Genomic DNA, 23,200 nt, shown 5'->3' with positions numbered 1-23,200 from the left:
ATCAGGAAGGGACCGGGCGTTGCGTTCCATCGAGTACGCCCGCCAGCAGTGTGCCCAGGATGCGCACCCCGTCCCGGGTGAGCACCGACTCGGCGTGGAACTGCACGCCGGCGAAGAACGCACCGCGCAGCGCGTGGACATCACCGGCCACGGGATCCCGGCTGATCTCCACGTCACCGACGCCCGGCACATCGAGCCGGTCGGACACACTGCGCGCCACGAAGCTGTTGTAGAAACCGACGCGTTCGCGGCTGCCGAAGAGGTCGATGTCCCGCTGCACGCCCTGGTGCGGTGTGTCCCGCCGCCGCACGTCGAGGCCCAGCCGATGACAGAGCACCTGGTGACTCAGGCAGACGGCGAGGAAGGGACGCCGCTCGGCGAGCAGCGTGCCGATGTCGTCGTGCAGCCGGGCGATCCGGTGTTCGTCGGTGTGCAGCGGGTCGCCGGGGCCCGGGCCCATCACGATCAGGTCGTGTTCGTGGAAGGCGTAGGACTCGTCGTGCCGGCGGGTGGTCACCGCCAGGCCGGTCGCCTTCAGCTGGTGGGCGATCATCGAGGTGAAGGTGTCCTCGGCGTCGACGACCAGGAGGCGCTGGCCGGACGGCACCGCACCGGCCGCCGCGGGGGCCGGGCCGCGCAGCCAGAAGTCGGCGATGTCGTCGTTGCGGGCGCGCAGCGCGGACAGCACGGACGGATGATGGCCCAACGCCCCCTGGGGTTCGGCCCGCAGCGCGCTGAGCAGGCCGGTCGCCTTCGCCCGCGTCTCCGCGACCTCCGCCACCGGGTCGGAGTCGCGCACCAGGGTCGCGCCCACCCCGATCGCGAGGCGCCCAGAGGCGTCGATGTCGGCCGTGCGGATGAGGATCGACGAGTCCAGCGTGCGACCGCCCCGGCCGTCCCTGCCGACCAGGGCGACCACACCGCTGTAGTAACCGCGGCCCTCCGGTTCGTACTTGGCGATCACCCGGCTCGCGTTCTCCAGCGGGCTGCCCGTGACGGTCGGGGCGAACAGGGTGCCGTGCAGGATCTCCCGGACGTCGCGCTCCGTGCGCCCCTCGATGACGTACTCGGTGTGGGCGAGCCGGGCCATCTCCTTGAGGTACGGGCCCACCACGCGCACGTCCCTGTCGCAGACCCGGGACATCATCTTGAGTTCCTCGTCCACCACCATGAACAGCTCGTACTTCTCCTTGTGGTCCCCGAGGAAGTCCATGACGCCCGAAAGGGTCGGCCCCGACGCCGGGTAGCGGTAGGTGCCGCTGATCGGGTTCATGACCGCGGCCCCGTCCCGCAGGCTGACGTGCCGCTCCGGGGTGGCCCCCACCAGGGTCCGCTCGCCGGTGTGGACCAGGAAGGTCCAGTAGACACCGGACTCCCGCGCCAGCAGCCGCCGGAAGAGCGCCGCGGCCGTCGCCGGGGAGTAGTCCGAGATGTCGGCGAGGAAGCGGCGCTTGACGACGAAGTTCGCACCCTCGCCGACAGCGATCTCGTCGGCGAGCACCCGGCGCACGAGATCCGCGTACGTGTCGTCGTCGATGTCGAAGTGCTCGCCCGTCATCCGGATCGGCACGTCGGGTACGCGGGCGAGTACCGCCGCCCGGCTGAGCGAGGCCTGCTCCCGCACGGTCATGGCGAGCAGCGGCCGCCCGTCGTCGGGCACGGGGAAGCCGCGCTCGGCCAACTGCCGGTACGGCAGCAGCGCCAGGACGTGCGCTCCGGCCGGGCCGTGCGCCGAGTCCGGCAGCGGCAGGTCGGCGACCCGGTCCACCGCGTCCACCGGGCCGGTCAGGATCTCCACCCGGTCGACGTCGGTGACCGTGGGGCGGTACAGCAGAGCGAACGGCTGCGTGTGGGGGAGGGACAGGACGCGGTCCAGGAGGGCCTCGGCCGCCCCGGTCACCACCGGCCGGGCGGTCATGCGACGGCTCGCTTCCCGGGCTCGTCGCGGCCCTCGCCGAGGAGCGTGCCGCCCTCGACGGGCAGGTGCCGCGTGGTGGACACGAACGCGCAGCGCCGGGCGGCGTAGGTGAGGGCGAGCCGGTGCTCCTGCGCGGAGAAGTCGGCGACGGCGTCGGCGACGAGGAACGTCCGGATGTCCTGGGCGAACGCGTCGACGGCGGTGGCGAGGACACCGATGTGGGCGTAGACCCCGCAGAGGATCAACTGGTCGCGGCCGGACGCGCTGAGCCGCTCCAGCAGGCCGGAGCGGACGAAGGCGCTGTAGCGCCACTTGGTGAACTGCCAGTCGCCCGGGCGCGGCGCCAGCGCGTCGGTCACGGCCCAGTCCTCGGGCGCCGGACGCATCCCCGGGCCCCAGAAGTCCATGAGCAGCCCGCGCTCCTCCCTGGTCATGCTGCCGGGCTGCGCCGTGAACGCGACGGGTATCCCGAGACGGTCGCACCGCTCCCGCAGCAGCGCGATGTTGCTGATCAGTGCACGGCGCTGGTCCTCGGCGAACGGCCTGAGGAAGTACCGCTGCATGTCGTGCACGAGCAGCACGGCACGGTCCGCACGCACCGTCCAGCGCACGGTGTTGGCCGGCAGGTCGTCCTCGCCTGGCATCGGGTATGCGGCGATGTCGGGGATCCCGGGCATGGTCAGGTCTTCCTCTCAGGCGCCCAGCGAGGCGCCGCCGTCGACCGTCAGGTCGTGCAGGGTGATGTGCCGGGCCTTCTCGGACAGCAGGAAGAGCACCGCGGCGGCGACATCCTCGGGCCGGGCGATTCTGCCCAGCGGGATGCCGACGCGGAAGTCGTCGGCGCTGCCGTGGAGCGTGTGGGCGCGCCCGCTGTCGTCCGCCCACATCGACCACAGCATGGGCGTCTCGGTCGAACCGGGTGCCACGACGTTGCAGCGGATCCCGTGCCGCGCGACCTCCAGGCCCAGCGATTTGGTGAACATCATGGCCGCCGCCTTGGACGCGGCGTATCCGGCCATATTCGCCCGCGGTGTGGCGGCGGCGTTCGAGGCCACGGTGACCACCGCGCCCCGGCCGCGTGGCACCATACGGTCCACCACGGCACGGCAGACATGGAACACCCCGGCGGCGTTGACCGCGAACATGGCCGCCCAGTCAAGCGGACTCAACTCCCGGACCGGGCCCGTGTGCAGCAGACCCGCGGCGTTGACCAGGTACTCCACCGGCCCCAGGCGTTCCTCCGCCACCGCCACCGCCGCCTCCACCTCGTCGGCGTCGGTGACGTCGGCGGGACACGCCGTCACGGGCAGCCCCGACCGGTTCAACTCGGCGACGCACGTGTGCAGGGCGCCGTGGTCGCGGTCGACGGCCGCGACGGCCGTGCCCCGCTCGGCGAGCGCCCGGACCACGGCCCTGCCGATCCCGCCGGCGGCCCCGGTGACCAGGGCGACATCGCCCTGCTCCACGGTCGTTTCAGCCATCGTGAGCCTCCTGTCGTGTGCCGCCGGGCGGCCTCATCGCGGGCGAGGGAAGAGCCGTCCACGCCTCCAGCAGGTCGAGCGCCTGGTCCACGGTGAGCCGGGGGTCGCAGAAACTCGTGTAGGCCTTGCCGACCCGGTCGGCCTCCCACTCGTCGAGGACGCACTCGGTGACCTGGTCGGGGGTGGTCTCCAGATGCAGACCCCCGGGGAACGCGCCTTCCTCCATGAGCGCGGCACGGAACTCACGGACCTCACGCTGCATCGTCCGCACGTAACGGGTCTTGTGGCCGCTGGGCGTGACGACGGTGTTGCCGTGCATGGGATCGACCAGCCACACCACCGGATGCCCCGCCGAGCGGACGGCGCGGACCAGCGGGGGCAGCCGCTCCGCCACGGTCCGTGCCCCCATCCGGACGATGAGGGTGAGCCGCCCCGGAGTGCGCTCGGGGTCCAGCCGTCCGCACAGCGCCAGGAGTTCGTCCCGGTCGATGCCCGGCCCCACCTTGACGGCCACCGGGTTGAGCACCTGCGCGAGCAGCGCGACATGGGGGCCGTCGGCCTGGCGGGTGCGCTCCCCGATCCATGGCCAGTGCGCCGAGGCGAGCAGCAACCCGCCGTCCGCGCCGCGCCGCAGCAAGGGGAGTTCGTAGTCCAGGACCAGTGCTTCGTGGCTGGTCCACACCGGGTGCTCGATACCGCCCGGGCGGCCCCAGCCGAGGTGGCCCATGATGTCCGCGGCGGCCATGTAGCCGGTGACCAGACGCAGCGGATCCGCGCTGCGCTCCTCGGGTTCGGGAGCCGGGCCGTTGACCAAGTGGCCGCGGTACACGGGGAGTTCCAGGTCGCCGAAACGTTCCGTCGGTTGCGACCGGGGCTTGGCGAACTGACCCGCGATCCGGCCCGCCCGCACCACCGGACGGTGCCCGGCCAGCTTCATCGCACCCGCCAGCAGATCGAGCACGGCGACCTTGCGGGCGACGTCCGACGCCGTGCACTCGGCAGGGTCCTCGGCGCAGTCACCGGCCTGCACGACCTCCGCCGCGCCCGCGCTGACCCGCGCCAGCTGACCGCGCAGCGTCTCGACGTCGTGCGCCTCGACGAGCCCCGGCCGGCCCGCGAGGGTCTCCCGGGCACGCCGCAGCCGCGAGAGGTCCTCCCATTCGGGCTGCTGCCCCGCCTTTTCCGACGGAACGGACACCAAGTCACCAGTCATTCCCGACTCCATCCCTCATATGCCGATCCGGGACGGTCGAAGGTGCTCGAAACAATGGCCCGGCGTGGAAAGTGATCTGGATATCGATGCGAAATGAGTAAAGGAGACACGCCACCACACTCCCGCCTCCCCGGGAGGTGGCCAACATGCGCCGGTCCGGTTCGTCATGTCGGCCGAAGTCTGTCAATTGAGCGCACCTGACACATGCTTTCCCGGCTTCTTGGCCGGGTCGGCCGGCGGCTGAGAACGTGCTGCGGACACCGGTGTGCAGGGGAGGGGTTGTGATGGGGCGGATACGGCAGACCCGGCCGCCGGTGGTGCGGACCCCGGCCGGTGCGCTGCACGCGACGGCGGCCGGTCCGGCGGGGGGTGACGCATCCGTCCACGCGTTCCTCGGCGTGCCCTTCATGGCCCCGCCGACGGGACCGCTGCGCTTCGCCTCGCCCCGGCCGGTGGAGCCGTGGACCGGTGTCCGGCCCGCGGCCGCGCTGCCACCGGCCTTCCCGCAGCCCGGGGGCCCGGGACCGGTCGGCGCCCCGGCACCCGCCGAGGCCTTCGCCGAACACGCCGTGCGGGCCAACGTCTGGACGCCGGACGTCCACGGTTCCCGTCCGGTGCTGATCTACGTGCACGGCGGCGGCTGGCGGGCGGGCTCCGCCTCCAGTCCGACCTTCGACGGCGCGCGACTCGCCGCCCGTGCGGACCTCGTCGTCGTCACCTTCAACTACCGCCTGGGGCCCTTCGGTTACGGCCTGCACGAGCAGCTCGCCGACCCGGAGACCGGACTGTGCGCCAACTGGGGCCTTCAGGACCAGGCCGCCCTCGTGGAGTGGGTGCGGTCCTCCATCGCGGCCTTCGGGGGCGACCCGGAGAACATCACGCTGTCCGGTACGTCCGCCGGTGGTGCAGCCGTCCGGCAGCTCGCGTTGCTTCCACGGCTGCGCGGCGCGGTCCGCCGCCTGGTTCCGATCAGTGCCGCCCACCTCTGGGCGCCTGCCTACGCCCTGGAACCGGACGACGCCCGTACGGCGTTCGACCTCCTCGCGGACCGGCTCGGCGTCGGCGTCCCCGGTCTGCGTGGCGTGGCCGTGGACACGCTGCTGGCCGCCTGGGAGGACTGTTTCAGAGGCGCCCCGGACCAGCGGCCGGTGGCCTCCGGGCGCTGGTACCGGGGGCCCGTCCAGGACGGCGAGCTGGTGCCCGGACCGGACGCGCACCGGCCCGTGCCCGACCTGCCGACCCTGACCGTGACGACCGACACCGAGGGCTCGTTCTACACCGCCGGCGCGCTGCCGCAACCGGTCGACGACACGGAACTGCGCGGCATGGTGCGCGCCCACCTGCTCCAGGGGCGGGCCGGCGTCCCCGGCGAGGCCGCGGACCTGGCCGTCCGGCACTACCGCGCACGGGCCCGCGAGGAGGGACGCGCCGACGACGCGGTCTCCCTCTACGCGGAGATCGTCGGGGACAGCATGTTCCGCCACCAGATCGTCCGCCTGGCCGAGCGGGCCGCCACGGAGAGCAGGGCGCCCGGATACGTCCTGCACTTCGACCACCCCGTGGGGCCACCCTCCTTCGGCACACCGCACGAAGCGACCGCGCCGTTCCTGTTCGGCACCCACGGGATCCCCTGGCACCGCGAGATCTTCGGTGACGGACCGGTCGAACGGCACGTCTCGCAGACCCTCATGGACCTGGTGTCGTCCTTCGCGCACGACGGCGTCCCCCGCAGCGAGGCGGTTCCGTACTGGCCCGCCTTCACCGAGCGGAACCCCAGGGTCCTGTGCCTCGGCGGTCCGGCGGGGCCGCGGATCACGGCCCTGCCCAAGGCGGCCCAGCTGGAGTTCTGGGACACGGCCGGATGGCACCCGGCTCCGGACGCCCGCGGCGGCCCCGGCCGCTGACCGGCCGGGGCCGCGCGCCCCGGTCAGAGCGGCTCGCCGGCCGCCAGCACCGCCTCGCCGACCTCCAGCACCTCGAACGGCGTGCCCTGCTCGTCGGCGACGCGGGCGCACCGTCCCTCCGGGGTGCCGAAGGGGCCCTCGTGCACCGTGCCGCCGAGTTCTGTGATCGTCTTCAGGGCTGTGTCCAGATCGCCGACGCCGAACCGGACCCGCCAGTGCGAGGCAACCCCGGCGGACCCGTCCGTGCCCGCCTCGCCGATCCCGGCCACCGGACGCCCGTCGAGTTCCAGCACGAGGCGCTGCTCGCCGTCCGGACCGCGGGACCGGCCCACGGTGTGCCCGAACACCTCGGCGTAGAAGGCCAGTGACGCCGCCAGGTCGGTGCTCAGACAGTGGTGCCACACCACCGCACCGGCCACCCCGGCGATCTGCGTGCCCGCGTACTCCCGCGCCTGCCAGACGGCGAACGTCGCCCCGGCCGGGTCGGCGGCGACCGCGAACCTGCCGTGCGTCCCCACGTCGAGCGGGGGGAGCAGCAGGGTGCCCCCCGCCCGGGTGATCCGCTCCGCCGCCGCGTCGGTGCTGTCCACCGCGAAGCAGACGAGCCAGGCGGAGGGCCCCTCCCCGGTGTGCTCGGGGGGCCTCGGCCCGATGTCGGCCACCGCGCGGCCCTCCAGCCGGGCCGTCAGATAGTGCTGGTAGTCGGGGCCGTGGTCGAAGTACGTCCAGCCGAACAGCTGCCCGTAGAAGGCGGAGGCCCGCTCGACGTGCTCGACCTGTACCTCGACCCAGCACGGCTGACCCTCCGGCCAGGGCCCGTCGCGCAGCACCTTGCCGGGGCGCATCAGATGTCCAGACCGAACGTGCGCAGCCGCTCGTCGCTCACCATGGCGATCTTCGGCTCGGGTCGCAGCCCCTCGGACAGCGCCCGGGCGACCTGCAGCGTGCGCAGCGTCTGGTACTCGATCGCGTCGAAGTTGTCCTCGGTCACGCTGTTGGCCTGGTGACGCGAAATGGTCCCGGTGCCGTACGGTGCGCCGTTGCCCGGCTGGTGCAGCACGGCCGCCGCGGAGCCGTTCGGCACGATGATCGCGCCCCAGTGGCAGAACGCGTTGTGCAGCGCCAGGATCGCCGCCTGCTGACCGGCGTGCGGCATCGAGCCGGAGGCGAACGCGGACACCGCCTTGTCCATCAGCTTGCCCGGGATGGCGACGGGGCCGGTGTGGTCGATGAAGTTGAGGATCTGCGGCGCCGGCAGGCCGTAGTGCACCGGTGTGCCGACCATGATCGCATCGGCCCAGACCAGGTCGTCCAGGCCCGCCTCGGGCACGCCCCGGGTGGCGGCGGCCAGGTCGGCGTACGCCTCCCGGTCGAGGATCATCGGGTCGGGGAGCTCGGGCGTCTTGCGGACGCGGACCTCGGCACCCGCGTCGAGCGCCGCTTTCGCCGCCCTTTCCACCAGCTGATGGACGTTACCGCTGCGGGAATGGAAGACAATGGTGAGGTTCGTCAAAGGAAACACTCCTTGCCGGCCTTGCGGATTCATGGCTGCGCATTCCATCGGCATCGTGCCCGTGCGTTCCTGCGACCGGCCACGTCCACCGTCGTGATCTGTCAGGTCGTCGCGTTCTGCTCGGCGGGCGGGCAAAGGTGACAGATATCGGTTCCGCGCACTGCCCGCCGGCATTCCGGGCTGCTGTACTCGGTCCCATGTCCGACATACCTGTCAGTGCCGGCCTGCCCGTCGACGCGGCCGACCTTCCCTATGTGTTCGCCGACGCCTTCAACGCGCGGAACCTGGATCTGCTCCAGGCCTTGTTCGAGCCGGAGGCCGCGCATGTCGTGCGGCCCGGCACGGTGTCGTCCGGCGCGCGGCGGCGCGCGGCGCTGCCGACGGTGGTGCGGGACCGGATCCCCATCACCGTGTCGCTGCGTCAGGCCTACGTGGTCGGCGACATCGCCCTGATCATCAACGACTACGTCCACGACGGCATCGGACCGGACGGCGCCCGGGTGCACACCGAGGGCACGGCCACGGACATCGCCCGCCGGGGAACCGACGGGCACTGGCGCTACCTCATCTCCAACCCGTCCGGTACGGCCTGACCCCGGGCGGGCGTGCTCAGTCGAACGACATCGGCACGCTCGTGCCCGAGTCCGCCTTCACCGGCAGCCGCTCCAGCCTGATGCCGAACCATTTGTCGTACGCCGCGCGTACCTCGTCGTCATCGGCCAGCACCCGGCTCTCCCGTTCACCGCCGTCGACGAGCGTGAGCTGGTTCTCCTTCAGCGTGACCCGGCCGTTCTCCGTCGGCAGCGAGCAGAACAGGTTCTGCAGGAAGGGCGAGTCCGGTGCCGTGCGGTACCACCACAGGGTGGGCCCGAAGTCGGAGACCTCGCACGGCACGTCGTACACCCGGTACAGGGGCGCGTCGTTGACGCTCACGTCCACACCGCCGTCGTCGGCGGCCTCGACCCGGTACTCGCCGTGCGGGTCGGGCTGCACGCCGTCCGTCTCCAGGGACAGCGGGTACCGGCTGTTGCGCCCGAAGCCGACGTCGACCAGCCACGCGTGCCCGTCGATGCGAACCTTGAGCGCCAGGTGGCACAGCGGCGCCGTCAGCCGGCCCTTGATCCACACCCGCCCCGGCAGGAACGACACGTCGTGGCCGATGCCGCGCAGCAGATGGGCGAGGCCGGGATTGACCTCGTAACAACCGCCGCCGCGACGCTCCTTGACGATCTTCTCGACGACCCTCTCGTCCATGTGGATCTCTTCACCGAGGTGGTAGCCCAGATTCTCGAAGGGCACCGACAGCAGATGACGCATCTGCAGGTTCCGCAGCGACTCCAGGTCCGCCCGCTGGGGGCGAGGTGCGGAAATGCGGTCCAGATACGCGGTGATCGTGGTTTCGTCGAGCACGCTGAGAGCCTCTCTACTGGTACTTCGCCAACCGAGGGAAAAGGTCGAAGGCGTTGCCGGTCTCGATGCGTTCCAGTTCCTGGCCGGAGAATCCGCCGTGCTCGGCGATGTAGCGGCCGCCCTGCCCGCTGAACTCCTCCGGCATGAAAGGAAAGTCCGAACCGACCAGAACCCGGTCCGGTGAAGCGAACGCACGCACCGCGGGAAACGCGTGCGGATCGCCGATCATGGCGGTGTCGCTGTAGAGACGCCGCAGATATGCGATCGGGTCGGCGGGCAGCCGCTCGGCGAGATCGGCCCGGATCAGCGGTCCACAGGCCAGCCGCGCCGCGTAGTACGCCAGACCGCCACCGCCGTGGGACAGGATGACGCGCAGTCCCGGATGGCGGTCCAGGGTGCGGTTGTAGAGCAACTGGGCCGCCAGCCGCACCGTCTCGAAGGGGAACTCGCAGAGGGAGACCGGCAGACCGAAGGCCGGCTGATCGACCGGAGGCGCCGTCGGATGGACGAACAGCGGCGTCCCGCGCCGGGCGGCCTCGGCGTGGAACGCGTCGAGTGACGGGTCCCCGACGTACACGCCGCCGTAGTTGGTGACCAGCCCCGCTCCGTCGAGACCGAGGACGTCGGTGCTGTGGGCGAGTTCCTCCAGCGAGGCGTCCACGTGCGGCAGCGGCAGCACGGCGAAGGCCCCGAGGCGCCCCGGGTGCGCGGCCACGAGCTCCGCGAGGTACTCGTTGACCCGGCGGGCGAACCGGGCCGCGGTGACGGCGTCGACGGCCGGCACACCGGGCCACACGTTGACCACGGCGGCCCGGATGCCCTGCCGGTCCATCATCGACAGACTGGTCTCAACCCGCCATTCGGGCTTGTCGACACCGGGCAGAGTGGAGGCGAACCCGATGTTCCGGAGTTCCTCCACATAGAAATCCGGAATGATGTGGTGATGCACGTCGATGGCATTGGACCAAGGCGAATCTCTCGTCGCCGGGTCGCTACTCCCCATGCGGTGTCCTTTGTCGGACGGACAGGCATATCGGCCCCCAACGCTACGATTCGAACTCCGCGGCGTCGACGAATCCGGCGGGAAGTCTGTCAACTCCCGTACGGGTGACGGTCGTATACGCCCCGGAGGTGACATTCATTCTTCCCGACGCTGGGGCGGGCCCCGCACGGCTGACTATCTTCCGACACGGAACCAAGTATCGGACGACCTGAAATGAGCCACCATGGACAGTCGTGCAATACGGGTCCGTGACGAGGACTCGATCGGGCTCCTGGGCACGGGCTCGTGCCTGCCCGGCAACGTCGTCACCAACGACGACGTCGGACTCCCCGCGGGTGTGACGGACGAATGGATCAGGCGGAAGACCGCCATCCGGGAACGACGCTGGGCGAAGTCCGACGAGTCCACCTCGGACCTGGCAACGATGGCCGCGCGCATGGCGCTCCACGACGCCGGCCTGCGCGCGGAGGAGATCACGCTGGTCGTGGTGGCCACGTCGACGCCCGACTCGCCCCAGCCACCCACCGCCACCGCCGTCGCGGCGGAACTGGGCGTCGCCCCCGGGACACCGGCCTTCGACCTCAACGCCGTCTGCAGCGGCTTCGTCTTCGCCCTGGCGACGGCGGAACGCATGATCCGCGGTTCCGGCGGCCGCGCCCTGGTCATCGGCGCCGACATCTACTCCCGTACCCTGGACCCGCACGACCGGAGCACGGTCATCCTCTTCGGTGACGGAGCCGGCGCCGTGGTCCTGGGGCCCACCGGGAGCGGCGGCGTGCTCGCGACCCGGCTCGCCACCTTCGCCGAGCACAGAGGCCTCATCCGGGTCCCCGCGGGCGGCTCGCAGATCCCCGCCTCACCGGAGTCCGTCGAACAGGGTCTGCACCACTTCACGATGGACGGTCCGGCGGTACGCCGCTTCGTGGAGAGCCGGGTCGCACCGCTGATCCGGACCTTCCTGGACACCCATCTCCCGGACACCACACGGCCGTTGCACTTCGTCCCGCACCAGGCGAACGGCCGGATGATCGAACGACTGGCCGCGGACCTCGGCTTCCCGCCCGAGCGCGTGCACACCACCGTCACCTGGTCCGGCAACACCGGAGCCGCCTCCGTCCCCCTCACCCTGGACCGGGCCGCCGCCCGGATCGCCCCCGGCGACCTGGTGCTCCTGGCCGGATTCGGCGGCGGCATGGCCGCCGGGCTGGCACTGGTCGAATGGTCCGCGAAAGGGCCACGCGAGCGGACGGACGCGACCTGACGAATCCGGCAGAGCCGCATTGCCCGCCCCTCACCCATCCGACAACGATGAGCCCATGGACTCAAAAATCAATACGGAAAACGAAAAGCCGCACCTCTTCGACCTGTCCGTCGAAACGCACGTCGCCCGTACTCCCGAAATCGTCTACACGGTGGTCAGCGATCTGCCGCGCAGTCACCAGTGGAGCGAGGAATGCACGGGCGGTGAGTGGATCGAGGGCGAACCCGGCGCCCTCGGCGCCGTCTTCCGCGGGCACAACAACCGGCCCGCCGACGTCGTGGCCTGGGCACCGGTGGTCCGCGGCTCCTGGACCACGACGGCCGAGATCGTGACCAGCGAACCCCCACACCGCTTCGCGTGGGCCATGCGCACCCTGTCCGGCCGGGCCCAGGACAGCGTCTGGGGCTTCACCCTGCACACCGCCGACGGCGCGACCCGGCTCGTCCACCACTTCCGTATGGGCGCCCCCACCGAAGGCATCCGGAAGATCACCGCCGGAATGGACGAGGACGAGCGGAAAAGGTTCTTCCACGAGTGGGGGACAAAGGTCGAGAACGACATGACCGCCACGCTCGAACGGCTGAAAAAGGTCATGGAAAGCGACTGACACGGCGTTCCCCGGACATCCGACCAGATCGAGGTTGACGCATGTTTCTCCAGCGCGTAGGAAATCGCGGCATCAGGCTGGGTGCGCTGTTCGACCGGGCGGCCGCCCGGTACCCCACGAACGTCCTGCTCCTCGACCACGACCTGGACATCGCGCCGGAACGCGGCCGGGCCATGACGATGAGCGACGTCGCCGACCTCGTCGCCGACTTCGGCTCGCGCCTGTGGCGGGCGGGACTCCGGCCCGGCGACCACGTGGTGATCCACAAGAGCAACGCCTTCGACATCACCCTGCTAGCCGTCGCGGCCACCCGGATCGGCGCCGTACCGGCCCTGCTGTCGCCCCAGTTGGACGGCGACACGGTCACCGCCCTGCTGCGCAGGGTCGACCGGCCCTACCTCATCACGGACGCCGCACTGCTCGCCGGCTCCCTGCCGGAGGCGGTCTTCGCCCTCACCCGCCGCGTGCTGCTCGCGTCCGGCACCCATGACCGCGCCACCCCCCTGGCCGATCTGGCCGGCGCCCCGCGCATCCCCCTGCTGGAGCTGCCCGCCGACCATCCGACCCTCGTCACGCACACCTCCGGCACCACGGGCATCCCGAAGCTGGCCGTCCACACGGCGTTCAGCCTCCAGGCCCGGTACCGGCCGCAGGCGCTCGCCACCGCGCTGATGCGGCGACGGGAACCGGTGGCCATCCACGTCTCGTTCGTGCACTCGCGGCTCTTCACGGCACTCGCCATCGCCCTGCTGCGCGGCTTCCCGGTGGCGATCCTCGCCGACGCCGAACCCGGGCACGTGGCTCGGCTGTTCGCCCGGCTGCGCCCCGCCGTCCTGGAAGCCCACCCGAACACGTACATGAGCTGGGAGCGGCTCGCCGGCGAGCCGCTCGAACCACTCGCCAACGTCAAGCTCTTCAGCAGCACGTTCGACGCGCTGCACCCGCGTACGGTGCGCACCCTCATCGGCGCGTCCCGCCGCCGCTCCCCGAAGTTCGGCCAGATCTACGGGCAGAGCGAGATCGGGCCGACCGTCGCCCGCAGTTACGGCCGGTACCGTTCCCCCGAGGCCGACGGCCGCTGCGTGGGCATACCGTTCCCGGGCATGACCGGAGTACGGGTGGTGAGCCGCGACGGCAAGCGGCCCACATCGTCCTCACCGGGGTACATCGAGGTCAGCAGCGACGGCCGGATCCGCACCTACCTGGGCGAGCAGGACCGCTTCGACCGGCAGGCGGACCAAGGCTGGTGGCGCATGGGGGACCTGGGCTACCGCACGCGCTGGGGATGCCTGCACCTGATGGACCGGGAAGTGGACGAGATTCCCGGCTTCGGCAGCACCCTGGGGGTGGAGGACCGGCTGTTCTCGCGCCTCCCCGACGTCACCGAGGTCGTGATCGTCCCCTCGCCGAACGGGCTTCCCCGCCCGGTGATCTGCACCAGGGACGACCGCCCGCTCGATCCGAAGGCGTGGCGGACGGCCGTGGCGGACCTGCCGGACATGGCGGAGCCGGTGCAGTGGAACCAGGCGGATCTGCCCCAGACCGCCACCGCCAAGATCAAACGGCTGGAACTCGCCCGCCTGCTGACCTGGGAGGAACACCCCGACCAGGGCCGGACGGGAGCGCCGGCATGACGAGGGTCGTCATCGCCGGCGGCGGCATCGGCGGACTCGCCGCGGCGCTGAGCGTCTCCGCCCGGGGCCACCGCGTGGTGGTGTGCGAGCGCAACAGCGAGTTCGCCGAACTCGGAGCGGGGATCCAGCTCGCCCCGAACGGCATGCACGCCCTGGACCGGCTCGGGGTCGCCGAGGCGGTCCGCCGGATCGCCGTACCGGTCCGCGAACTGCGCTTCATGGACGGCGTCTCCGGCGACCACGTCGTGAGCATGTCCCTGGAGGAGCGCTACCGGACCCGCTTCCGCAACGCCTACGTCGTGGTGCACCGCGGCGAGCTCCACCGGCTGCTGCTGCGGGCGTGCAGGGACAGCGACCGGATCGAGCTGCGGCCCGCCGCCGAGGTCGTCGGCTACGACCACACCGGGCAGGCCGTGCGCGTGCTGCTCGCGGGAGGCCGGACGCTGACCGCCGACGCCCTGATCGGCGCCGACGGGCTGCACTCCGCCGTGCGGGGCCGGCTCGTCGGGGACGGCGAGCCGCGCAACGCGGGCATCACCGTGTACCGGGCGATCGTGCCCATGGAGCGGGTGCCCGCCGACCTGAGGCACCCGTCGGTGACGTGGTGGGCGGGGCCCGGCCGGCACTTCGTGCACTATCCCATCGCCGGCGGCCGCAGCCTCAACCTCGCCCCCAGCGCCGAGAACCAGCCGGCCGAGACCTTCTCCGGAGTGGCGGTGCCCGCCCCTCGGGTCCGAGAGCAGTTCTCCGCGCTCTGCGACGCCGCGCAACGGCTCCTCGCGCTGGCCACGGAGTGGAAGGCATGGGTCATGGTCGACCGCGCCCCCGTGGACGTCTGGACCGACGACCGGGTCGCCCTGCTCGGCGACGCGGCCCACCCGATGCTGCACTACGCGGCCCAGGGCGCCTGCATGGCGCTGGAGGACGCGGTGGTGCTCGGGGACCTGCTGGACTGCACGTCCGCCGAGTTCGCCGCGCGGCTGCGGCGCTACAACGCCGCGCGCAGGGAACGCATTTCGAGGGTCCACCGGCTGGCCCGGGACAGCATCGGCCTCTGGCACGCCGCGGGTGCGGCGGCAGACGCCCGCAACAAGGCACTGACCGCCATGTCGACGACCGACCTCCACGACCGTCTGGCCTGGCTGCACGGTGCGCGGGACTTCGCGGCGCCGGACCCCGCCCCGGCGCCGCGCCCCGCGCGGGAGGACACGTACACCCTGGCCGGCGTGCTGGGCGCCGGCGACGGCGAGGACCCCGGCCGCGGCGCGGCGACGGGGGCCTACACCCTGGGCGGATATCTGGCACCGCCCGACCGGTCCCGCTGACGGGGCCCGGCCACGACACCGTTCCCGGACCGCCTTTCCCCGAGGCGCCCGCGACCCCTCCGGGCGCCTCGGGGAGGGCCTCGGCGCCCGCGCTGATCGCTCGGGTCCGCCTCCGGGCGTACCGGGCATGGCCTCGGCGCACGCGTCGGTCGCTCCGGGCACGGTTTCGCCGCCCTGTCAGTCCCCCCGGGCCGCCCCCCGCACCCCCGCCGGGCCGCCGCAGCAGGTCAGTTCGGCGCGTGATGCCGCCGCGCGTGGAGCCGTCCGGGGGCGGGGAGGCACCGGTGGTCGCGGGGCGGTGTCGTCGTCCCGGCTCAGCAGGGCCGCGGCGATACGTTCCTCCAGCACGAGGAGGTGGACCATGTCGTCGTCCGGGTCGGTGGTGTCCATCCGGCGCGACTCCTCCTCGGAATCAGCGCGCGGACACGCCTCCAGTGACGCCGCCTCAAGGGACGCTTGGAGCGAGCGCAGTACGCCGGGCACGGCGTCCTCGATGCCGATGTCGGCGAGCTTGATGAGCCGCAGCGCGTCCCGTCCGTTGCCGCACTTGGTGAGGTGGTAGCTGAGGCAGGACAGAATGTACGCGCCCAGGTTGCGGTCGCCCGCGAGGCCGGACGCGTGCAGGGCGACCAGGAGGTACTGCTGGCCCTGGGCGTAGTGGCCCTTCTCCTCCGCGGTCCAGCCGGCGAGCTGGGCCAGCTCCGCGATCGCGCCGTACAGCCGTCTGCCGGTGGGTGCGTCGTAGGAGGTGTTCCTGGCAAGGTCGCGGGCCCAGTGCAGCTCGTGCACGACCCACCTGCCGATCAGCGCGCTGTTGTGCGGGGCGCTGAGCCCGCGCAGCCGCGTGATCCGGCCGACCAGCACCTCGATCATGTCGGCGGAGAGTTCGGGGCCGCCCGAGCGCGCCGGGGCCAGCCTGGTGTCGGCCGTGAGCCAGTCGACGGTCAGGGAGACCAGTTCGAGCCCGGACACCGGCTCGCCGCACCGCGGGTTCCCCCCGGCGCCGTTCTCCTCCTGGTCGAGAAGGAGTTGCAGGGCGCGGTCGATGTGCTCCTCGGACCAGGGGACGCCGGTGGCCGGACGGTCGGCGCGGTGGTCGGTGCCCGCCGAGCGCTCCGGCCATATCTGGCCTATACCGATCGGTCTGCCCAGTTGGTCGGAGAGGATGGCGGCGACGAAACAGGGCACCTTACCGCGTGGATATGCCCCCTTCGTCCAGCCGTACGGAGCTTTCAGACTGACCGTGCCCTCGCCGTATCTCCGATTGATTTCGCGGGCCAGCCGTTCGGGCGACCAATTCAGGCTCTCGAGGAATGCTGCGAGCTGTGAACCTTTGTGCACGGGCGCATCTCCCCCTTGAAGCTCCCCTTCGAGTGTCAGGGTAGGTGTCTTTCCTATTTCAGATTGTCACACCTGTTGCGGTATTTCCACCACGCAAAGCCGAGTGGTCCAGATTTAGACGATCGTAGATGTGCGGGTTCTGTGAATGCATACGGAAACGCGTCGATGGCCACACCACCCATATCGGGTGGTGTCGCCATTCGAGGCGGCCTGACCGCTACTTGTGATCCCAGGAGCCGATGCGCATGACCTCCTTCTTCAGCACATCACCAAAGGTCGGCACTCCCTGCGTGGTGAAGACGGCGACGACCGAGCGGACATGCTCGTTTCCGGTCACTTCCGTCAGCAGGGAATGGGCCAGATCGATACGCGAGGTATAAAGCCCCGGAGACTGCGGCGGGCCGAAGTGGTAGGGGCTCACCGTGTCGGTGTTGAAGAGCGCGGAGGGCCGGACGATCGTCCAGTCGAGATCCGTCGCGCGCACGATCTGCTCCATGCGCACCATGTCGTCGTAGAGCGTCCGGCCCAGGGTGGTGAGGAACGGGTACATCACTCTGCGGTACATGAACCGCTCACGCAGCGGCTCCTCCCCGGCCGCCCGGCCGGCATGCACGGCCAGCAGCCGCGATGTCACCGTGACCAGGCGCTTGACACCGTGCTGGACCATGGCGTCGGTGATGTGGGTGATGCCCCGCGAGAGCACCGTCACCGGCCGGCGCCCGTACGGCACGCCCAGGATGGACACGACCGCGTCCTGCCCCGCGACCGCCCGCTCAACCGCCTGCCGGTCGGTCACGTCCGCGCCGCAGACGTCCAGACGCGGATCGGTGAGGGGGAACTCTCCGGGCCGCCGCACCACGGCGGTCACCGTGTGGCCCGCGGCGAGCGCCTGTTCAGTGAGGTGCCGCCCGGTCGAACTGTTCGCTCCGAACACAGCCAGCTTCAATGGACTTCTCCGTCTCGACAGTTGCCGCCATCCTGTTCGGGTCGGACACGGTCACGGCTTCGTCGCCGTGTAGAGGGCGAACGGCGGGTTCGCCACGAAGTCCGCCCAGTAGCCCTTCTCCGACAGGCCCGCCACGTGCCCGGGGGCGCGGTTCGGCAGACGGCGCACATCGGTGAGACCGGCCTTCTCCATCGCCTCCTCCGTGGTGCCGGCCGGCCAGAAGAAGCCGTCGAAGCCGACGTGCGGGTCGACGTCCATCTCGATGTGGATCACCTGGCGCTCGCCGTGCTTCTCCTTGGGCGTGATGGACAGGCCGTAGCGCGGATAGACGGACATCCCGTCGAGGTCGATGTCCGGGTTCGAGCACAGGGCCACCATGGTGCCGCCGGAGACCAGGTTGGCGGCACAGCGCGCCACCATCTCGTGGTACTCGGCGGTGTCCTTGGCGTGGACGAACGCCCAGATGGGGGCGACCACGTCGAACTCCCCGAGCACCGGCAGCTCGGCCGCGTCCCCCACCTCGTAGGTGATGCCGAGCGGCTGCTCCGCCTCTATCCCGCGGGCCACCTCCACCATGCTCGTCTCGATGTCGATGCCGACGACGCTCTCCGCGCCCAGGCGCTTGAAGATGCGTGAGTAGAAGCCGGTGCCGCAGGCCACGTCCAGGACCCGCTTCCCGGTGAGGTCGGGCATCCCGGAGAGCAGGGTCTCGCGCTCGACGAACGCGTAGGGGAGGTTCTTCACGTTGTCGTACTGGGTGCTGGAGGCCTGGTACTGCTCACTGATCCTGTCGTGATGGACGCTCTTCTGCATGATCCACTGCCTTTCCGGAGCAGGACGGGCTCAGCTGAAAATCTTCTGCACCTTGCGCGACACCCAGTCGCTGACCGTCACGGAGTCGAACCGTTCCACGGTGGGGGAGTCGGTGAACGGGCGCATGGGTTCGATGAGGGCGTCGTGGTTGGGGAGGTAGAAGTAGGGGATGGTGAGGCGGGAGTTGGTGTCGTCGGGGTGGGGGGTGGCGACGCGGTGCATGGTGGAGACCCAGCGTCCGCCGGTCCACAGGGCCATGAGGTCGCCGATGTTGACGACGAAGCTGCCGGGGATGGCGCTGACGTCGCGCCAGTCGTTCTCGCCCTGGAGGACTTGGAGGCCGCCGCGGTTGTCCTCCTGGTAGAGGATGGTGAGGCTGCCGAAGTCGGTGTGGGGGCCGCGTCGCCATTGGCCGGGCAGGGGCGGGGTGAGTTGGGGTGGGTAGTAGTTGACGGCGATGGATGAGCCGTGGTGGTCGAACTTGTCGTCGAAGAACTTCTCGTCCAGGTCGAGGGCGGTGGCGAAGAGGTGCATGAGGTCGGCGGCCAGTTCGCCCATGGCCGTCATGTACTCCTGCCATACCTTCCGGAACTCCGGCGGATTCTCCGGCCAGACGTTGGCCAGCGTCCAGGTCGCCCACTCGTTGCCGAGCTTGCGGCGCTCTTCCCCGCTCAGTTCGCCCGTCGCGTGGACGGAGAAGGCCTCGCACAGATCCGGGGGCGTCTGCTGGTCGAGGCTGTGCGCGGTCGACCCGCCGGTCTTGCGGTAGCCGGAGACACCCGGGCGGTGCGCGACCGCCTTCTTCTCCTCGTCGGGCAGCCTGAAGAACGCGTACGTCGTGTGGAACATGCGGTCGATGAGTTCCTGGGGAATTCCGTGACCGACGATGACGAAGAACCCCGAGCCCGTGCAGGCGGCGTCGATGGCCTTGGCGAGGGCCGCGCGCCCTTCGGCGGTGTCTCTGGACGACAGGTCGATGACGGGAACGAATCCCTTGGCGACGGTTGCGCCGGCGGTGAGCATGACTGTTCTCCTCCTTCGTGGCGGCAGGGCCTCAGCCGGTGGCTTCGGCCGCCGTTTCCGGGTGGGGGGTTCGGTGCCGGCCCCGGGACAGGAGGCCGACGAGGAGAGCGCCGGCCACGAGGATGCCGAAGGCCACCCAGAGCGCCACGGTGTAGCCGTGCACCGTCCCGGTGGTGACGGTGTCCGCGTCCGTGCCGTGGTCGTGGAGGTAGGCCCCGGTGACACTCGTGGCGATGGAGTTGAGCAGTGCGGTGCCAAACGCGGCTCCCACCTGCTGCACGGTGTTGTAGGCCGCCGACGCGACACCCGCCTCGGCGGGGTCCAGCTGGACCGTCGCCGTGTTCGTCGCCGTGGCGAGCAGACAGCCGAGACCGATTCCGGTGAGGATCATGGACGGGGTGAGGTACACCGCGAAGACGTTCGAACTGTTCACCTCGAGCTGCGTGAGGATCAGCATTCCGGCGGCCGACGACAGCAGGCTGCCCGCGATCAGGGCGTCGGTGCCGACCCGGCGGTGCAGCCGGCCGGCGATGAGCATCGCGCCGATGGTGGTGCTCACGGCGTTGACCAGCAGCGTCATACCGGCCTTGACCGGTGAGTAGCCGAGGATCGTCTGCGTGTAGTAGCTCACGAACAGGTAGAAGCCGAACATCGCGGCGAACATCAGGCACACGGAGAGGAACGCGGTGCCGCGCACACGGTGCAGCAGGATCCGCAGCGGCAGCAGCGGATGCCGTGTCCTGGCCTCCACCAGCACGAACAGGGCCAGCAGGAGCAGGCCGCCGACGAGCAGGGCGAGGACCATCGGGTCGCCCCAGCCGTGCGGCTCCGCCTGTGTGAAGCCGTAGACGAGCAGTACGAGGCCCGCGGCGCTGAGCAGCACCCCGGGGACGTCCAGGTTGCGCAGGCTGCCGCCCGGGCGGTCGCGCAGGATGAGCGGGACGCCGAGCAGGGCGATCGCGGTCATGGGGATGTTGATGTAGAGGCACCAGCGCCAGTTGGCGTACTCGGTGAGCAGCCCGCCCGCCACGACGCCGAGGGCCGCTCCGCCCGCGCCGACGCCGGCGAAGACGCCGAAGGCCTTCCCGCGCTCACGCCCGTCGGTGAACGTGAGGATGAGCAGCGACAGCGCCGCCGGGGCCAGCAGCGCGGCGAAGACGCCCTGCCCGGCACGTGCCGCGAAGAGGGTCGCGGCGTCGCCCGCCGCACCACCGAGCGCCGAGGCCAGGGCGAAGCCGATCAGGCCGATGGTGAAGGCCCGCCGGTGTCCGATCGCACTGCACACCCGTCCGCCCACCAGCAGCAGGCCGCCGAAGGCGAGGGCGTAGGCCGTGATGACCCAGTGACGGTCGGTGTCGGTTATGCCCAGGGTGTCCTGGGCCGAGGGGAGCGCGATGTTCACGATGGTCGCGTCGAGCACGACCATCAGCTGGGCCAGGCTCACGACCGGAAGGGTCCACCAGCGTTTCCGGGACCGAGGGGGTGATGGAGCGTCTTGCTGGATGTCTGTCACGGCTACTCGCACTATGGTCGGGTGACTCGAACGTTGGTCTAGTGGAGGGGACCCTACTACAACCCAGCGCAGCCGTGCCATTACGGAAGCGTTCGGCGCGGCCACCACGGGGGCCGCAAGTGGTCCAAAAGGAAAGGGAGTTGAAGAAAGGATGAGAGGTCACGGTGACAGTGCCATCGGGCTCGCCGCGGGGAGCGGGCCCGGACGTGCGAGACTCGCCCCGAACACTCAGTGACGCGATGTGCACCCTCGAGGGTGAGCCGCATGGATCCGGAGGTGAAGGTCATAGCGGGCAAGGAACGCGCGAGGGGGCAGGACAGTGCGGGAATCGGCAACGTCTGGCTGCGCTCCCCGCGGGGGAACAAGGGAGAACCACCGCTGACGCGGGAACGCATCGTCCAGGCCGCCGTCGCCCTGCTGGACGAGGAGGGGATGGACCGGCTCACCATGCGTCACCTGGCCGAACGGCTCCAGGTGGGCGCCACGACCCTGTACTGGCACGTGGCCACGAAGGCTGACGTCATCGACCTGGCCGTCGACGCCATCTTCGGGGAGACCTCGCTCCCGGACCAGCGCTCCGAGAACCCCCGGGACGACATCGTGGCGCTGGTCGACACCTGGCGGGAGGCCATGCTGCGGCACCCCTGGGCGGCCACCCTGCCCGCGCGGCAGCGGCCCTTGATGGGCCCGAACTTCCTGGCGTGGATGGAGTTCCTGCAGTCCGCCCTGCTGCGGGCCGGGCTGACCGACAAGCGGCTCAACGCCGCCACGTGGGCGCTGTACAACCACGTGATGGGTGCCACCGCCACGCAGTCCAGCCTGCACCTGTCCCCCGAGGAGGCCAGGCTGGGGCAGGAGTATCTGGAGAACCGGCGCGAGCAGTACCCGACCGTGGCGGCGAACAACTACATCGCCGATGTCGACTGGGACTCCAGTTTCAAGGTCGGGCTGGAACTGCTGCTCGACGGAATCGAGGCACGGACCAGGGGCTGAGGCGCCCCGCCGTCCGCACGGGCCGCGCACGGGGGAAGGGCGCTCCGGTCATCCGCCGGGGCGCCCGCGGACCCGGGCCCGCGAGCCCCGCGCCGCTTTCCGGCCCGGGCCGCGCGGAACGCCGCCGTGATACCGTTCTGGTATCATGGCTGCATGGCGATGACACTTCGACTCCCCGACGACCTTGACGCGAAACTCACCGAGCGGGCTCGTCGGGAGGGTCGCAGCAAGCAGGAACTTGCCATTGAGGCCATCCGTGACGCGCAGGACCGGGCCGAGCTGAAGGTCGATGACGTTCTGGCCGAGCTGATGGACAGCGATGCGGAGATTCTGGACTACCTGAAGTGACGAACGTGCGCTACATCCAGATCGACGAGATCCTGGCCATCGCCCGTACGGTCAACGGTACCGAGCACAGCGTGCGTGACATGGGCCTTCTGGTGTCGGCGATCGAGCGACCCCGGACGAACGTGTTCGGGGCCGAGTTGTATCCCACGCTGCACGAGAAGGCGGCGGCGCTGCTGCACTCCGTTGCCCGCAATCACGCGCTGATCGACGGCAACAAGCGCACCGCCTGGCTCGCCATGCGTGTCTGCCTGCGGTTCAACGGCGTGAGCGCCAGTACCGTCCCGCCGCCCGTCTCCGTTGCCGGCCCGTTCGTCGAGGACGTCGCGCAGGACAACGTCGATGTACCGGTCATTGCCAAGCGCCTGGCGGCCTGGCTCCCCGTTTCCTGACGTTCGACGACGTGCGGGCAGGACACGGGTGCCGTGACCACCGGGCGCCGCGTAGCTACGAGGCTGCCTCGGGGCGGCCAACTCGCTCGCCGCGCCGGCACTACTGGCGCTACTGGTGGTCTGCGCGATCGACGTGATCCATGTGGAAGGTCAGCCCGGCAACGGTGCCCGACTGGACGACGGGGCCGTGCTGGACTCCACCGCTGATGTGGTTGTCCACCGTGCGCCAGCTGTCTGCCGCGGACGCCGAGAGTGGCAGTAACGAGGTCAGCAGAGCACGCAGGGCCTCGCCGTTGCCGTCGTCGGCTTCCGCGAGTCGGTGCAGACGGTCACCGTATCGTCGGCTGATCTCGCGGGTGGTCCGTTCACGTTCCGTGGCGTCGGCGGCGAGGAGCCGGGTCCTGGCGTCCTGCAGGTCGTCGAACGCGTCGGGGGCCGCGCCTGTGCGGGTCAGGTACCGCCCGACGAGTTCCCGGGCGTGTGTCCAGGAGTCGGTGACCATGAGGGAGACCAGTGTGGTGGCGCCCGACGCCGCGAGTACGGCCAGTTCGCTGTCCATGTGTCA

General features: G+C 70.7%; 23 protein-coding genes. 9 read left to right on the top strand and 14 right to left on the bottom strand.

What is annotated here, in order from left to right; translation table 11 throughout:
• Nucleotide 1: 1 nt before the first annotated feature.
• Genes KUM03_RS06265 through KUM03_RS06250 form a run of 4 tightly spaced genes read right to left on the bottom strand, consistent with a single transcriptional unit; the run spans nucleotide 2 to nucleotide 4,612 of the window.
• Nucleotides 2–1,918: an anthranilate synthase family protein gene (locus KUM03_RS06265; RefSeq protein WP_217246000.1), complete on the bottom strand. Its 1,917-nt coding sequence runs from the start codon at nucleotides 1,916–1,918 to the stop codon at nucleotides 2–4.
• A complete protein-coding gene (locus tag KUM03_RS06260; RefSeq protein WP_217245999.1) occupies nucleotides 1,915–2,595 on the bottom strand; it encodes an isochorismatase family protein in 681 nt (226 codons plus the stop codon). Before KUM03_RS06260 ends, KUM03_RS06265 begins: the two co-directional genes overlap by 4 nt.
• Before the next feature lie 15 nt (nucleotides 2,596–2,610).
• On the bottom strand, nucleotides 2,611–3,399 hold the full coding sequence (locus KUM03_RS06255) for a 2,3-dihydro-2,3-dihydroxybenzoate dehydrogenase (RefSeq protein ID WP_217245998.1): 789 nt from the start codon (nucleotides 3,397–3,399) through the stop codon (nucleotides 2,611–2,613).
• Entirely contained in the window at nucleotides 3,392–4,612 is a 1,221-nt protein-coding gene (locus KUM03_RS06250; protein ID WP_217245997.1) for a 3-deoxy-7-phosphoheptulonate synthase, read from the bottom strand. The genes KUM03_RS06255 and KUM03_RS06250 overlap by 8 nt, the downstream gene beginning before the upstream one ends.
• Nucleotides 4,613–4,896: 284 nt before the next feature.
• Between KUM03_RS06250 and KUM03_RS06245 the strand changes: the two genes are divergently transcribed.
• Nucleotides 4,897–6,516, top strand: coding sequence for a carboxylesterase family protein (locus KUM03_RS06245; RefSeq protein WP_217245996.1), 1,620 nt, complete (start codon nucleotides 4,897–4,899; stop codon nucleotides 6,514–6,516).
• 23 nt (nucleotides 6,517–6,539) lie between these two features.
• On the opposite strand, the gene KUM03_RS06240 is transcribed toward KUM03_RS06245, so the two are convergent.
• Both KUM03_RS06240 and KUM03_RS06235 read right to left on the bottom strand, forming a co-directional pair.
• Nucleotides 6,540–7,361, bottom strand: a complete 822-nt coding sequence (locus tag KUM03_RS06240; protein ID WP_217245995.1) for a VOC family protein — start codon at nucleotides 7,359–7,361, stop codon at nucleotides 6,540–6,542.
• A complete protein-coding gene (locus KUM03_RS06235) occupies nucleotides 7,361–8,029 on the bottom strand; it encodes an NAD(P)H-dependent oxidoreductase (RefSeq protein ID WP_217245994.1) in 669 nt (222 codons plus the stop codon). The genes KUM03_RS06240 and KUM03_RS06235 overlap by 1 nt, the downstream gene beginning before the upstream one ends.
• Before the next feature lie 197 nt (nucleotides 8,030–8,226).
• Here KUM03_RS06235 and KUM03_RS06230 point away from each other — a divergent pair, with 197 nt between their 5' ends.
• A complete protein-coding gene (locus KUM03_RS06230; protein ID WP_217245993.1) occupies nucleotides 8,227–8,622 on the top strand; it encodes a DUF4440 domain-containing protein in 396 nt (131 codons plus the stop codon).
• 16 nt (nucleotides 8,623–8,638) lie between these two features.
• Here KUM03_RS06230 and KUM03_RS06225 read toward each other — a convergent pair whose 3' ends face one another.
• Both KUM03_RS06225 and KUM03_RS06220 read right to left on the bottom strand, forming a co-directional pair.
• The gene (locus tag KUM03_RS06225; protein WP_217245992.1) at nucleotides 8,639–9,439 is read right to left on the bottom strand and encodes an arylamine N-acetyltransferase; all 801 of its coding nucleotides are present in this window, start codon (nucleotides 9,437–9,439) and stop codon (nucleotides 8,639–8,641) included.
• Nucleotides 9,440–9,452: 13 nt separating this feature from the next.
• Nucleotides 9,453–10,388: an amidohydrolase family protein gene (locus KUM03_RS06220; protein WP_217245991.1), complete on the bottom strand. Its 936-nt coding sequence runs from the start codon at nucleotides 10,386–10,388 to the stop codon at nucleotides 9,453–9,455.
• 277 nt (nucleotides 10,389–10,665) lie between these two features.
• On the opposite strand from KUM03_RS06220, the gene KUM03_RS06215 reads away from it, so the two are divergent.
• From KUM03_RS06215 to KUM03_RS06200, 4 genes are read left to right on the top strand one after another with little or no spacing between them, the layout of a single operon-like run.
• A complete protein-coding gene (locus tag KUM03_RS06215; protein ID WP_217245990.1) occupies nucleotides 10,666–11,703 on the top strand; it encodes a 3-oxoacyl-ACP synthase III family protein in 1,038 nt (345 codons plus the stop codon).
• A gap of 55 nt (nucleotides 11,704–11,758) precedes the next feature.
• Complete coding sequence (locus KUM03_RS06210) at nucleotides 11,759–12,310, top strand: SRPBCC family protein (protein ID WP_217245989.1); 552 nt, start codon at nucleotides 11,759–11,761, stop codon at nucleotides 12,308–12,310.
• A 41-nt stretch (nucleotides 12,311–12,351) separates the two neighbouring features.
• Nucleotides 12,352–13,944, top strand: a complete 1,593-nt coding sequence (locus tag KUM03_RS06205) for a class I adenylate-forming enzyme family protein (protein WP_217245988.1) — start codon at nucleotides 12,352–12,354, stop codon at nucleotides 13,942–13,944.
• Nucleotides 13,941–15,269, top strand: coding sequence for an FAD-dependent monooxygenase (locus KUM03_RS06200; protein WP_217245987.1), 1,329 nt, complete (start codon nucleotides 13,941–13,943; stop codon nucleotides 15,267–15,269). The genes KUM03_RS06205 and KUM03_RS06200 overlap by 4 nt, the downstream gene beginning before the upstream one ends.
• Nucleotides 15,270–15,446: 177 nt before the next feature.
• Here the strand turns inward: KUM03_RS06200 and KUM03_RS06195 are convergent, their stop codons facing one another.
• From KUM03_RS06195 to KUM03_RS06175, 5 genes are all read right to left on the bottom strand, one after another.
• Nucleotides 15,447–16,457, bottom strand: coding sequence for a hypothetical protein (locus KUM03_RS06195; protein WP_217245986.1), 1,011 nt, complete (start codon nucleotides 16,455–16,457; stop codon nucleotides 15,447–15,449).
• Between the two features lie 370 nt (nucleotides 16,458–16,827).
• On the bottom strand, nucleotides 16,828–17,556 hold the full coding sequence (locus tag KUM03_RS06190) for an NAD(P)-dependent oxidoreductase (RefSeq protein WP_217245985.1): 729 nt from the start codon (nucleotides 17,554–17,556) through the stop codon (nucleotides 16,828–16,830).
• A 51-nt stretch (nucleotides 17,557–17,607) separates the two neighbouring features.
• Entirely contained in the window at nucleotides 17,608–18,369 is a 762-nt protein-coding gene (locus tag KUM03_RS06185; protein WP_217245984.1) for a class I SAM-dependent methyltransferase, read from the bottom strand.
• Nucleotides 18,370–18,399: 30 nt separating this feature from the next.
• Complete coding sequence (locus KUM03_RS06180; protein WP_217245983.1) at nucleotides 18,400–19,392, bottom strand: isopenicillin N synthase family oxygenase; 993 nt, start codon at nucleotides 19,390–19,392, stop codon at nucleotides 18,400–18,402.
• A gap of 31 nt (nucleotides 19,393–19,423) precedes the next feature.
• A complete protein-coding gene (locus KUM03_RS06175; protein ID WP_308406262.1) occupies nucleotides 19,424–20,917 on the bottom strand; it encodes an MFS transporter in 1,494 nt (497 codons plus the stop codon).
• A gap of 252 nt (nucleotides 20,918–21,169) precedes the next feature.
• Between KUM03_RS06175 and KUM03_RS06170 the strand changes: the two genes are divergently transcribed.
• From KUM03_RS06170 to KUM03_RS06160, 3 genes are all read left to right on the top strand, one after another.
• Nucleotides 21,170–21,898 (top strand): TetR/AcrR family transcriptional regulator, encoded by a 729-nt coding sequence (locus KUM03_RS06170; protein ID WP_217245981.1) that lies wholly within the window; start codon nucleotides 21,170–21,172, stop codon nucleotides 21,896–21,898.
• A 153-nt stretch (nucleotides 21,899–22,051) separates the two neighbouring features.
• On the top strand, nucleotides 22,052–22,246 hold the full coding sequence (locus tag KUM03_RS06165) for a ribbon-helix-helix protein, CopG family (protein ID WP_007445201.1): 195 nt from the start codon (nucleotides 22,052–22,054) through the stop codon (nucleotides 22,244–22,246).
• A complete protein-coding gene (locus tag KUM03_RS06160) occupies nucleotides 22,243–22,635 on the top strand; it encodes a type II toxin-antitoxin system death-on-curing family toxin (protein WP_217245980.1) in 393 nt (130 codons plus the stop codon). The genes KUM03_RS06165 and KUM03_RS06160 overlap by 4 nt, the downstream gene beginning before the upstream one ends.
• Before the next feature lie 109 nt (nucleotides 22,636–22,744).
• On the opposite strand, the gene KUM03_RS06155 is transcribed toward KUM03_RS06160, so the two are convergent.
• Nucleotides 22,745–23,194, bottom strand: a complete 450-nt coding sequence (locus KUM03_RS06155; RefSeq protein ID WP_217245979.1) for a hypothetical protein — start codon at nucleotides 23,192–23,194, stop codon at nucleotides 22,745–22,747.
• Nucleotides 23,195–23,200 lie beyond the last annotated feature (6 nt).

Origin of the sequence: Streptomyces sp. AC602_WCS936, from assembly GCF_019049125.1 — a bacterium.
Lineage (GTDB): Bacteria > Actinomycetota > Actinomycetes > Streptomycetales > Streptomycetaceae > Streptomyces.
Note: the sequence above shows the minus strand (reverse complement) of the source record. Positions and strands in the feature narration are given on the sequence as shown.